The 11,913-nt window shown below is 69.5% G+C and carries 9 protein-coding genes and 1 pseudogene; 3 read left to right on the forward strand and 7 right to left on the reverse strand.

The features are described 5' to 3' along the window. Positions 1–282: 282 nt before the first annotated feature. Complete coding sequence (zwf, locus tag AB3347_RS10630; RefSeq protein ID WP_369091767.1) at positions 283–1,749, forward strand: glucose-6-phosphate dehydrogenase; 1,467 nt, start codon at positions 283–285, stop codon at positions 1,747–1,749. 51 nt (positions 1,750–1,800) lie between these two features. Here zwf and AB3347_RS10635 read toward each other — a convergent pair. Further along, positions 1,801–2,160: pseudogene (locus AB3347_RS10635) on the reverse strand (DUF2784 domain-containing protein); the annotation flags it as partial. 151 nt (positions 2,161–2,311) lie between these two features. Between AB3347_RS10635 and AB3347_RS10640 the strand changes: the two are divergent. Together AB3347_RS10640 and AB3347_RS10645 are read left to right on the forward strand one after the other, a co-directional pair. Next, positions 2,312–3,433 carry an alpha/beta fold hydrolase gene (locus AB3347_RS10640; RefSeq protein ID WP_369091768.1) on the forward strand — a complete coding sequence of 374 codons (1,122 nt, stop codon included), beginning with the start codon at positions 2,312–2,314 and terminating at the stop codon, positions 3,431–3,433. 112 nt (positions 3,434–3,545) lie between these two features. Further along, positions 3,546–4,241, forward strand: a complete 696-nt coding sequence (locus AB3347_RS10645; RefSeq protein ID WP_369091769.1) for a trimeric intracellular cation channel family protein — start codon at positions 3,546–3,548, stop codon at positions 4,239–4,241. Between the two features lie 12 nt (positions 4,242–4,253). On the opposite strand, the gene AB3347_RS10650 is transcribed toward AB3347_RS10645, so the two are convergent. The 6 genes from AB3347_RS10650 to AB3347_RS10675 form a co-directional block, all read right to left on the reverse strand. Continuing rightward, a complete protein-coding gene (locus AB3347_RS10650; RefSeq protein WP_369091770.1) occupies positions 4,254–5,582 on the reverse strand; it encodes an MFS transporter in 1,329 nt (442 codons plus the stop codon). A gap of 140 nt (positions 5,583–5,722) precedes the next feature. Further along, on the reverse strand, positions 5,723–7,168 hold the full coding sequence (locus tag AB3347_RS10655) for an NAD-dependent succinate-semialdehyde dehydrogenase (RefSeq protein ID WP_369091771.1): 1,446 nt from the start codon (positions 7,166–7,168) through the stop codon (positions 5,723–5,725). Between the two features lie 110 nt (positions 7,169–7,278). Beyond that, the gene (locus AB3347_RS10660; RefSeq protein ID WP_369091772.1) at positions 7,279–7,614 is read right to left on the reverse strand and encodes a hypothetical protein; all 336 of its coding nucleotides are present in this window, start codon (positions 7,612–7,614) and stop codon (positions 7,279–7,281) included. Positions 7,615–7,641: 27 nt separating this feature from the next. Continuing rightward, complete coding sequence (locus AB3347_RS10665) at positions 7,642–9,021, reverse strand: acetylxylan esterase (RefSeq protein ID WP_369091773.1); 1,380 nt, start codon at positions 9,019–9,021, stop codon at positions 7,642–7,644. Further along, positions 9,021–9,545, reverse strand: coding sequence for a PEP-CTERM sorting domain-containing protein (locus tag AB3347_RS10670; RefSeq protein ID WP_369091774.1), 525 nt, complete (start codon positions 9,543–9,545; stop codon positions 9,021–9,023). The genes AB3347_RS10665 and AB3347_RS10670 overlap by 1 nt, the downstream gene beginning before the upstream one ends. 43 nt (positions 9,546–9,588) lie before the next feature. Beyond that, entirely contained in the window at positions 9,589–11,823 is a 2,235-nt protein-coding gene (locus tag AB3347_RS10675; RefSeq protein ID WP_369091775.1) for a carbohydrate-binding protein, read from the reverse strand. Positions 11,824–11,913 lie beyond the last annotated feature (90 nt).

Here is an 11,913-nt window from a genome sequence, read left to right on the forward strand (position 1 = left end):
CGATGTAAGCTACGGGGCCCAGCGCGAGCTGGCATCGCCCGCGGCCCTTGTTGCCCCCATCCGGCGCCCGCCCGGGCGCTCCCGTCTGGCCACAAGCAGGACGTCTCGTGCGCGTCCGCTGTCATTCTGCTACCGTAGCGGGGCGGCGGACCACCCCGGCCCCGGCAGGCTGCGCGCTACCCCAGCGCAGCCCGGCACCATGCAGGCACACGCCTGGCGAACGCGCCGTGCCGGTGCAGCAGCGACCTCTTTAACTTATTCGGCTCTTATTTGGCTAAGCTTATGACCTCTTCGACAGACACTGACACCGGTCTCCCCCTCGACATGATCATCTTCGGCGGGATGGGCGACCTGGCGATGCGCAAGCTGCTCCCGGCGCTCTACATGGCCTACCTGCACGGCAACCTGCCGGCGCAGACCCGCATCATCTCGACCGGGCGCCAGGAATACGACCGCGACGCCTACCTCGCCCACGTCGAAGCGAACTCGCGCTCCTTCATCGCCAGCAACAACTTCAACGAAAAAACCTGGGACGGCTTCCTGCAGCTGCTCGAATACGTCCGGCTCGACGTCCAGGCCGCGCCCGATTTCGGCGCCCTGGCGCGCGCCGCCCACCCGGGCGCGCAGCGCGTGTTCTACCTGTCGACCGCGCCGGCCCTGTTCACCACCATCTGCGCCAAGCTGGCCGATGCCGGACTGGTCGACGCCAAGGCCCGCGTGGTGCTCGAAAAACCGCTCGGCAACGATCTCGGTTCGGCCATCGAGATCAACGAAGCGGTCGGCAAGCATTTCGCCGAATCGCAGATCTACCGCATCGACCACTACCTCGGCAAGGAAACCGTGCAGAACCTGATGGTGCTGCGCTTCGGGAACTCGATCCTGGAACCGCTGTGGCGCGCGCCGAACATTTCGAGCGTGCAGATCACCGTGGCCGAAGAGGTGGGCGTGGGCAGCCGCGCCGGCTTCTACGACAGCACCGGCGCCATGCGCGACATGGTGCAGAACCACCTGCTGCAGCTGCTGTGCATCGTCGCCATGGAGCCGCCCACCTCGCTGTCGCCGGACGCGGTGCGCGACGAGAAGCTGAAGGTGATCCGTTCGCTGCGCCGCTTCGGCCTGGCCGACATCGCGCGCGACACGGTGCGCGGACAATACGTCCACGGCGTCAGCGGCAACCAGGAAGTCAAGGGCTACCTCGAAGAACAGAACGTGCCGCTGGACAGCAAGACCGAGACCTTCGTCGCCCTGCGCGCCCACATCGACACCTGGCGCTGGTCCAAGGTGCCGTTCTACCTGCGGACCGGCAAGCGCATGGCGCGGCGCTCGTCCAAGATCGTGGTGGAATTCACCAACCCGCCCTTCCCGCTGTTCCCCGAGACGCCGGGCGGGGTCGCCAACCGCCTGGTCATCGAACTGCAGCCGGAAGAAGCGATCAAGCTCCAGATCATGGCCAAGCAGCCCGGCAGCGGCATGCAGATGCAGCAGGTGGCGCTGAACCTCGACCTGCAGTCGGCCTTCCAGCAGCGTCGCGCCGAGGCTTACGAGCGCCTCTTGATCGACGTGGTGCGCGGCCGCCTGACCCACTTCATGCGCCGCGACGAACTCGAAGCCGCCTGGGAGTGGGCCGACCCGATCATCGCCGGCTGGAGCACGCTGGGAGAAAAGCCGCATCCGTACGCGGCCGGCTCCTGGGGCCCGGCCGAATCCTTCGCGCTGCTGGCGCGCGACGGCTTCGCCTGGGTCGAGTAACACGCGGGAAGGCCGGCCGCGCCGGCCTTCCTGGGACTGCAGGGTGCGCGGCTTGCGGCGGCGCCGCAGGATCCAGGCATACAGTAGGGCATTGATGACGAGCACCCCGGCCGCCAGGCCAAGCTGCAGCGCCCGCGTCATCTCGCCCGGATAGATCAGCGGCAGCAGGTAATGGTCGACGAAGCCGCCGCTGTAGCCCGCCTCGCCGGCCAGCGCGCGCATGCGGTTCTCGACCCCGGTCAGCGGGCAGATCGCACCCAGCAGCTCGATCCCGGTGCCCCAGGCCGCCGCCGCCAAGTGCAGCGGCAGCAAGCGCGGCCAGCGCAGCACCAGCAAGGCGCCGAATACGACGAACAGGATGAAGCCGAGGTGCAGCAACAGCACCGCATCGGCAAGGAACCGATAGGCCACGCGTGTTCGATCCTCCTGGAAACGTCAGCCGCCCCCGGCGACGATGTCAGTTTAATACGCCGCAAACGTCTGCGCCATTCGACCCGCGCACGATTGAAGCGCGGGCCGCGGCGGCGTACAGTGACGAGTCTTCGAACCCGACGAGATCGCCATGCACGCCACGAATCTTCCTTCGAACCACCCTGCTTTCGCCATGCCCTCGTTTGCCGCCTCGTTTGCCAAGGCCCTCAAGAACATGGACCGCAGCCGCCAGGCGCGCGGCAAGCTGCTCGAGCGCGCCGGCTACGGGCCGCAGGAAACGCCCTTCAGCGTCCTGTACAGCGAACCGGGCCTCCAGCTGCGCCGCTTCGCCGACGGTACGGCGGACGGCCCTCCCGTGCTGCTGGTGCCGGCGCCCATCAAGCGCTCCTACATCTGGGACCTGGCGCCCGACGTCAGCGTGGTGCGGCGCTGGATGGAACAGGGCTACCGCGTCTACCAGGCCGAGTGGACGCCCCTGCCCGGAGACGAAGCGGACGGCGACGACTTCGGCCTGGACGACTACGGCGAGCGCCTGCTGGCAGCCTGCCGGCGCGCCATCGAAGCCGACAGCGGCCAGCCCAAGCTCACCATCGCCGGCCACTCGCTGGGCGGCATCCTGGCCGCGATCTACAGCTGCCTGCACCCGGACCGGGTCGACGCCACCATCCTGCTGGAGTCGCCCCTGCACTTCGCGCAGCGCTCCTGCTGCTTCCGCCCGCTGGTCGAGGCGACGCCGCACGCGCACCAGGTCGCGCAACAGTTCGGCCAGGTGCCGGGCGTGTTCCTGAACATGATGAGCGCCATCGCCGAGCCGTACGCCTTCCAGTGGGAACGCATGCTGGATCGCTACCTGTCGCTTGCCGATCCGCGCCTGCTGGCCACCCACATGCGGGTGGAGCGCTGGACCCACGACGAGTTCGCGCTGCCGGGCCGGCTATTCACCGAACTGGTCGAGCAGCTCTACCGCAACGACCAGTTCATGCAGGCGGAGCTGCAGATCGGCGGCCGCCGCATCGGCCCGCAGGATCTGCGCGCCCCGCTGCTGAGCGTGCTCGACCTGCGCAGCAAGCTGATCCCGGAAGCGGCCATGCGTCCCTTCCACGAGGCCGCGGCAAGCCCCCGCAAGCGCCTGCTGCACTACGAGGGCGACGTCGGCGTGAACCTGCAGCACGTCGGGGTACTGGTCGGCACCAGCGCCCATGCGCGGATCTGGCCGGCCATCTTCCGCTGGCTGGACGGCCAGGACGCTTGAGCAGGAGGACGGCCGGGCGCGCGCGACGTCCCCGGTCGAGCACGGCAGCACTCGGCGATTCTGATGTACCATGCCGGGCATTCTCCCGCCCACATTGGAATCAAGGAAACACGTGTTTGCCGTACTCGCTCTCGACACGGGAGCCGCCATCAAGACCCTGGTGCTGACGCTCGACCTGATCGGCACCTTCGTGTTCGCGCTCAGCGGCGCCACCGCCGGCGCCCGCCGCCGGCTCGACATCTTCGGCGTGCTGGTGCTGTCCTTCGTCGCCGCCAACTCCGGCGGCATCGTGCGCGACCTCTTGATCGGCGCCACCCCGCCGGCCGCGATCAAGGACTGGCGCTACCTCGCCGTGTCGCTGCTGGCCGGCATGGTCATCTTCTTCTGGTACCCGATCATCAACCGCCTGCGCAACGCCGTGCTGCTGTTCGACGGCGCCGGCCTGGCCCTGTTCTGCGTGGCCGGCGCCCAGAAGGCCCTGGTGTTCGGACTCGATCCGGTGATGGCCGCACTGCTGGGCATGCTCACCGGCATCGGCGGCGGCATCGCGCGCGACGTGCTGCTGAACGAAGTCCCGGCGGTGTTCCGTTCGGACATCTACGCGGTTGCGGCCCTGGCCGGCGCCGGCATCGTGGTGCTCGGCGACGCCCTGCGCCTGCCCACCGCCGCCACCGCCTGCGCCGGCGCCGCCGTGTGCTTCGGCCTGCGCCTGGCCGCGATCCGCTTCGGCTGGCACCTGCCTACCGCGCGCACGCCGGAACACGCCGACGAAGAGCCCGGCGATCCGCAACGCGGCGAATACCGCTAGGCCGGCGCCCGCTCACTCGAGGGCCCGGTTGCGCGACTCCACGTCGACGCACAGGATCGCCGCCGCCCCGATCACGAGGAACGCCGCCAGCATCGCCAGCGCCAGCGTGAAGTGGGTGGCCATCACCGGCGCCACGATGGCGGGGGCGAACAGGCCGCCGAAGCGCGCCACGGCGCCGGCCAGGCCCATGCCGCTGGCGCGCAGCTCGGTCGGATAGACCTCGGGCGTGAAGGCATACAGCGCGCCCCAGGTGCCCAGCAGCGCAAAACTCATCAGGAGGGTCGAGCCGACCACCAGCCAGCCGGCGTTGCCGAAGCTGTAGGCCATGCAGCCGGCGGCGCTCAGCAGCAGGAAGCCGACCAGGGTGGGCTTGCGTCCCCAGCGCTCCACGCCGTAGGCCGACAGCGCGAAACCCGGCAGCTGCACCAGGGCCAGGACGATCAGGAATTCCTGCCCGCGCATGAAGCCGAAGCCCTCGCTTCCGAGCTTGACCGGCAGGTAGACGAACACCCCATAGTAGGCCACCGAGATCAGCATCCAGGCCACCAACAGGGCGATGCTGCGGCGGCGCAGCGGGCCGGCGAACAGCGCGGCCAGCGTATGGCTGGCGCCGGTGTCCGGCTGCAGCGCCGGGATCTCCACCCGGCGGCCGTTGACGGCGGCGACGCGCGCCAGCACCGCGCGCGCCTGTTCGCCCTTGCCGCTGCGGTTCAGGTACATCGGCGACTCGGGCACGAACAGGCGCAGCACCACGCCGACCAGGGCCGGCAGGCCGGTGACGAAGAAGATCACGCGCCAGGCATCCTCGCCCCAGCGCAGCGCCACCAGGGCCAGCACCGCCAGCAAGATGGTGCCGACCGCCCAGAAGGATTCGAGCAGCACCAGCCAGCGCCCGCGCCGGTCGCTGGGCAGGAATTCGGCCATCATGGTGTAGTCCACCGGCAGCGTGCCGCCCACCCCGACGCCGGTCAGGAAACGCAGCACCAGCAGCCAGCCCAGGTCGGTAGCGAAGGCGGATGCGACCCCGAAGCAGGCATCCAGCACCACCGCCGCCAGCAGCACGGGACGGCGCCCGATGCGGTCCGCCAGGCGCCCGAAGGCAAAGGCGCCGACCAGCATCCCGACAAAGAACCAGGTGCCGGTCTGCAGCGCCTGCGGCAGGGTCACGCCGAAGGTCTTCGCGATCGACGGGGCGCTGAAACCCATCGACAGCACCTGCATGGCGTCGGCCATCCAGACCAGGCCGAAGATCGCGAACAGCCGGTACTGGAAACGGCCGACCCCGGCCGCCTGGATGCCCTGCTCTACTGTCGCGCCGATTGCCGGACTGCTTGTCGCCATCGTGGTTTCCTTTGCCCTTCACGTGCTCTCAAGCGCAAGTGTGCCCGAAAGCGGGCTACCGGACGGTGCAATGGAAAACACTCGGGCAAAAAGAATGCCCGCCGAAGCGGGCATTCCTGGCGGTTTGGCAGCCTGGCGGCTTATACGCCGACCATCGACACCGCCTTGACGTTCAGGTAGGCCTCCAGCGCCTCCGGGCCGCCTTCCGAGCCGTAGCCCGAATCCTTGATGCCGCCGAACGGCAGCTCGGCGCTCGGAGTGGCCGGCTGGTTAATCCAGAGCATGCCGACTTCCACACGGTTCATCAGCAGCTGGGCGTTCTTGATCGAGCTGGTGAAGGCATAGCCGGCCAGGCCGTATGGCAGGCGGTTGGCCTCCGCGATGGCGTCTTCCAGACTGTCGAAGCCGCGGATCGCCGCCACCGGGCCGAAGGGCTCGTCGTTGAACACGCTTGCCTCCAGCGGCACGTCGGCCAGGATGGTCGGCGCGAAGAAGTTGCCGGCGTCGCCCACGCGCTCGCCACCGAAGGCGACGGTCGCGCCCTTGGCGCGCGCATCCGCCACCACCTGCGACATCGCGGTCAGGCGGCGCGCGTTGGCCAGCGGGCCGAGGGTGGTGCCTTCCGCCAGGCCGTCGCCGACCTTCAGGCTCTCGGCGTGCTTGACCAGGGCGCGGGTGAATTCGTCCTTGACGGCGTTGTGCACCAGGAAGCGGGTCGGCGAGATGCACACCTGGCCCGCATTGCGGAACTTGGCGCCGCCGGCGGCCTTGACCGCCAGGTTGACGTCGGCGTCGGCCGCGACGATCACCGGCGCGTGGCCGCCCAGCTCCATGGTGGCGCGCTTCATGTGGGCGCCGGCCAACGCGGCCAGCTGCTTGCCGACCGGGGTCGAGCCGGTGAAGGTGACCTTGCGAATCACCGGGTGCGGGATCAGGTAGCCGGAAATCTCGGCCGGGTCGCCGAACACCAGGCCCACCACGCCCGGCGGCACGCCGGCGTCGACGAAGCACTGGAACAGCGCGGCCGGCGAGGCCGGGGTTTCTTCCGGCGCCTTGCACAGGAACGAGCAGCCGGTGGCCAGCGCCGCGGCCAGCTTGCGGACCACCTGGTTGATCGGGAAGTTCCAGGGCGTGAAGGCGGCGACCGGGCCGACCGGCTCCTTCAGCACCAGCTGCTGGGCCGCCGGATTGCGCGACGGGACGATGCGGCCGTACACGCGCATGCCTTCGGCGGCGAACCAGTCGATGATCTCGGCGCCGGCCATGGCTTCCATCTTGGCTTCGGCCAGCGGCTTGCCCTGCTCCTGGGTCAGCAGGCGGGCGATGTCGCCGGCGCGCTCGCGCAGCAGGTTGGCGGCGCGGCGCATCACGGCGGCGCGCTCGGCGGCCGGCACGAAGCGCCAGGCCTCGAAGCCCTTCTGCGCAGCCGCCAGGGCGCGGTCCAGGTCGGCGATGCTGGCATGGGCCACCTTGCCGATCGCCTGGCCGGTGGCCGGGTTCAGCACCGGGATCGTCTTGCCGCCGGTCGCGTCCTGCCATTCGTTGGCGATGAGAAGTCGGGTATCGGGATAGCTGGAAGTCGTCATGGGCCTCGGTTCCTGGGTTGAGTGGATCGTAAATCATGATCATAACCGGTGTGCGGATCGCTTGCAGGCCGTGGCAGGCAATCCGGCCCGCATTTCCTGGCCGCACGCCGTCAGGCGACCGCGGCGATCGACGCGACGGCGGTGATCGCAACGAGCGCGATCAGGACGACCGCGCCAAAAAGGCTCTTTTCCAGCAGTAACAGCAATTCGCCGGGTGGCAGGGCCTGGTCAGCGATGCCCCGCGTCTGCGGGTGGAGCCGGGCGAGACCCCGGTGCTTCCCGCACCCGGCGCCGCCGAGCCCCGGGCCGGCGGCTTTACCAAGGCCATTGCCGCAGCCAAGCGCAAGCTGGCCGACTCCCTTGGCGTAGCTTCCGAGAAGATCGAGATCACCATCCGCCTGTAAGCCATCCGCCCGCAGCCCACGCTTGTCAGGAGACTCCGGCAACGACGCATTCCCTACTGGGACAGGTTCTCAGCGCTGTCCCTGCACGTGCTCGATCATCCAGCGGTCCATCGTGTCGCGGTGCGCCTGCGAGGTCAGGTGCACCTGCGCCGGTTCGACGATGAAGCTGCGCGGCGCCGGGATCACGTTGTATACCGCGAAGGTCGAGGTGGGCGGGGTGACCGTGTCGTTGTAGCCGGCGTAGTACAGCACCGGCGCGCGCAGGCGCCTGGCGAAGTTCACCGTGTCGTAGTAGGCCGAGGTGGCGGCTTTCGGCGCCACCGGCTGGTCTTGCCGGCGTCCGGTTTCGTCCTGGCGGAACAGGCCGGGCCAGCCGCCGGCGCGCCCGTGCAGGTAGCCGGTGACGTCGCTGTAGGCCGGGTAGGACGCCAGCGTGAGCGACACGCGCGGATCCAGGGCGCTGGCCATGATCGCCAGCTGGCCGCCCTGGCTGCTGCCCTGCACCACCAGGTGCCTGCCGTTCCATTTCGGGTGCCCGGCCAGGTAATCGAGCGCGCGCAGGGTCCCCAGGTAGACCCGGCGGTAGTAATAGGCCCTCGGGTTGTCCAGGTTGTAGCGGTTGTACGCATCCAGCGCGCCGTAATTCAGCTGTTCGTACAGCTCGTCCGGCAGGTCGACCGGGATGCCGTGGATGCCGATCTGCAGCGTGATGAAGCCCTTGGCGGCCAGGGCCGGCGTGCCCTTGTAGCCGCGCACGCCCGCCCCGGGCACATGCAGCACCGCCGCGAACGGCCCCGGCGCACGCGGCACCGAGAGCACGCCGTACATGCGGGTCGCGCGCCGGCCAGGGCCGACGTTCTGGAAGCTGAGGTAGGACACCTCGACCTCGGGCGTGGAGAGCGCCGGCGCCGGCACCAGCCGGAACCCCGGATCGAGCGCGGCCAGGTCCTGCTTCTGCGCCGCCCAGAAGGCGTCGAAATCCTTCGGTTCGGTCTGGACCGGGCGCAGCGCGAGCGGACTGAAGGCCGCCGTGGCCACCGCCTCGTGGGGCTTGCCGTCCAGGCTGGCCGTGACGATGCAGCGCACGAAGCCCGGCTGGCGCTGGCTTGGCACCGGCAGGCGCAGGCCGCCTTCCGGCACCACCGCGCTGCGCTGCGGCCCCTCCAGCATGTCCGGCCCCATGCGGTAGCTGATCCGGATGCCTTCGGCCGGATAGGGCTGCCGGTCGATCTTGACCAGGAAGGCGGCCGGCTCGCCCACCCGGTAGGTCCAGTCCGGATGCGTGAGGCCGACCCTGAGCGGTCCATCGCCGCTGGCGGCCTGCGCCACCTGCAGTTCGGACGGCCCCGCGGCCCATGCCGGCCCGCCCCACGCCAGCTGGGCCGCCAGCAGCGCGCCGGCGGCGATCGACAAGACCCTCGGCCCGGCAGCCGTGCGCAGGCGGACCATCACGCGTTCAAGGCGCGCGCGCGGCGGCGTGCGAGCAGGCCGGCCATCCCCGCCGCCAGCAGCAGGGCGCTGCCCGGCTCCGGCACCGCGTTCGCCGGCGCGAGGCTGAAGGACAGCAGCGGCGAGTCGTCGATGTACAGCGCCTCGCTGCTCCAGTCGTACAGGCCGTTCAGCCCCGCGCGGTCCAGGGTCAGCGTGCCGCCCAGGTCCAGCAGCGTGACGTAGAAACCGGCGTCATGGCCGCCCATGTCGGCCGGGCTGGTGTTGCTCAGGAAGTTCCAGGGCGCGACGACGTCGTAGTCCATGGACGAGATCTTGTCGATGCTGGTGGTCTGGACCAGGTCGACCAGGGTCCCCTTGACGGCCGTGATGCGCTCGGGCGCGCTGCTGTCGTAGTAGAACTGCCCTTTGAAACTGCCGTCGCGCCAGCTGGCCTGGTAGTCGTACCAGCCGATCGGGGCGGCCCACAGGGAGGGCGCCAGCAGGGCCAGCGCCAGGGCGAACAAGATGTGAAGCTTTTTCATGTGCGTACCTTTGTCTTGTCGTGAAGAGGAAATGGCGCCGGCCTCAAGGGACGATCAGCTCGTCGATATTGCCCAGGCCCTGGCCGGTCGATTCGAAGCGCAGGGTGTTGTTCTGGCCCGGCACCAGGTTCACGCTCGCGCTCATGGTGGTCCAGGCGGTCCAGCCCCCCGTGATCCGGAAGCTGATCGACTGCGGCACGCCGTTCACCCGCAGCACGCCGGTGCGCGGCGTCGGGTTGCCGTTGGCATAGCGGATCGTGATGGTCCTGGCGCCGCCGGCGCCGCCGTTGATGCGCTGGAATTGCGCTGCGCCGCCGTTCAGCGGGAAGTTCAGGAAGCCCAGGTGGCGGTAGCCGGCGCGGTCGGCCTTGACGGCCGCGCCGCCGCTCACGATCGCGGTCTCGGCCTGCACCGTGCCGCTGCCGTCGTAGGGCACGTGCACCGGCTCCTGCGGGAAGGAAGTCGCGCCGTGGCCCAGGTAGAAGCTGGTGTGCGGCGGCTGGTTGTAGCCGGCGTTCTGGCCGGCCACCTGGGTGCGGTACTGCGGGTTGTGCATCAGGGTGGTGATGCGGGTGGCGGTCGGGATGGTGGTGCTGAACACCATCAGCTCGGTGTTGCCGGTATTGCGCAGGACGATCTCTTCGCGCCAGTCGCCGAACAGGTCGGCGCTCAGCACCGGGGTGGCCTTGGTGCCGTTGTTGGTGGCCGCGCCGTAGGCCGCGCCGTCGAGCAGGGTCGAGAAAGTCCGGGTCGCCGGATTCCATTTCTGGACCGCCAGGCTGCCCATCGGTTCGCGCAGCAGGTCGCCGTCCCACCACACGCCGAAGTTCATCGAGCCGGGCGCCGCGGTATTGATCGGGGCCCCGGTGACCGTGCGCTGGCCGCCGCGCGAGGCCCAGCATTCCGCGCCCGGGTAGGCCGGATCGACGTCGAAGCACACGCCGCGGCCCACGTCGGCATTGGAGCCGCTCGCCCCCCAGATCAGGGCGCCGGTGGCGGCGTCGTGCAGGCCGGAGCCGCTGGCGCCATAGGCGCTCGGGCTTTCGTGCACCATGTAGACCTGCTGGCCCGCGCGGTCGGGGTCGAACTTGCCGAAGTGGAGCGCGTCGCCATGACCCAGCCCGGTGGTGTACAGCAGCTGGCCGTAGCTGTCGATGGTGGCCGCGCCGAACACGATGTCGTCGCGCCCGTCGCCGTTGGCGTCGCCGGTGGCGAACCAGTGCGCGCCCTGCCCCCGCGCCGCACTGCCGGCGACATCGGTATCGAACACCCAGCGGCTGGTGAGGGCGCCGTCGCGCCAGTCCCAGGCGGCGATCACCGCGCGGGTGTAGTAGCCGCGCGAGAAGATCGCGCTCGGGCGGTTGCCGTCCAGGTTGGCCACGCCGCCCAGGAAGCGGTCGACCCGGTTGCCGTAGTTGTCGCCCCAGGCGGCCACGCTGCCGCGCGCCGGCAGGTAGTTCACGGTCTTCATGGCGGCGCCGGTCAGGCCGTTGAACACGGTGAGGAATTCCGGACCGCTGAGGATGTAGCCGCTGCTGTTGCGATGGTCGGCGCTGCCCGATCCGATCACCGCGCCCTGCCCGTCCACGGTGCCGTCGGCGGTCTTGGCCATCACTTCGGCCTGGCCGTCGCCGTCGAAGTCGTAGGCCAGGAAGGTGGTGTAATGGGCGCCGGCGCGGATGTTCCGGCCCAGGTCGATGCGCCACATGCGGGTGCCGTCCAGCTTGTAGGCGTCCAGGTAGGTGTTGCCGGTGTAGCCGGACTGCGAATTGTCCTTGGCGTTGGTCGGCTGCCACTTGACCACGATCTCGTAGCTGCCGTCGCCGTCCAGGTCGGCCGGCGCGCCGTCGTTCAGCTCATAGGTATAGGCCTCGCCGCTCGGCGTCACGCCGCTCGGCGGAGCCTGGACCGGGATCGACTTGTAGGCCTTGGCCCAGGTGGCGCCGGCGCTGCTGCCGGGCTGCTCGACGCCGTTCACCACCTCGCGCACGGTATAGCTGTCGGCCGCGGTGCCGGACGGGTCGGTGTAGTTCAGCGCATTCAGCGGCGCCGCGTTCAGCCTGGTGGCGCCGCGGTAGACGTTGAAGCCGACGCCGGCCGGGTCCTGGGCCAGCTGGCGCCAGCTGACGAACACCCCGGATCCGGCGCTGATCGCGACCGCGCCGCGGTTCAGGTTCTCGACCTGCTTGCCGGGAATGGTGATGACGGCGCTCGCACTGCCGGCCGCAGCCAGCAGGGCAAGCAGGAAGGTCGATGCGCCGGCTTTTTTGTAGCTCATATTGTCTCCGTTAGCGTGTTATTGGACGTTCTCGGTGATGCGTGCGTATGGCTCGGGAATCATAGGCGAGGCGCCATCGCGTGCGACGAG

The organism is Massilia sp. X63 (assembly GCF_041023745.1).
Lineage (GTDB): Bacteria > Pseudomonadota > Gammaproteobacteria > Burkholderiales > Burkholderiaceae_D > Telluria.

Excerpts from the sequence above, each read along its gene's own strand:
- AB3347_RS10665 (WP_369091773.1), bottom strand. The coding sequence starts at position 9,021 with ATGGTCCGCCTGCGCACGGCTGCCGGGCCGAGGGTCTTGTCGATCGCC.
- AB3347_RS10655 (WP_369091771.1), bottom strand. The coding sequence starts at position 7,168 with ATGACGACTTCCAGCTATCCCGATACCCGACTTCTCATCGCCAACGAA.
- zwf (WP_369091767.1), top strand. The coding sequence starts at position 283 with ATGACCTCTTCGACAGACACTGACACCGGTCTCCCCCTCGACATGATC.
- AB3347_RS10675 (WP_369091775.1), bottom strand. The coding sequence starts at position 11,823 with ATGAGCTACAAAAAAGCCGGCGCATCGACCTTCCTGCTTGCCCTGCTG.
- AB3347_RS10650 (WP_369091770.1), bottom strand. The coding sequence starts at position 5,582 with ATGGCGACAAGCAGTCCGGCAATCGGCGCGACAGTAGAGCAGGGCATC.
- AB3347_RS10670 (WP_369091774.1), bottom strand. The coding sequence starts at position 9,545 with ATGAAAAAGCTTCACATCTTGTTCGCCCTGGCGCTGGCCCTGCTGGCG.
- AB3347_RS10640 (WP_369091768.1), top strand. The coding sequence starts at position 2,312 with ATGCACGCCACGAATCTTCCTTCGAACCACCCTGCTTTCGCCATGCCC.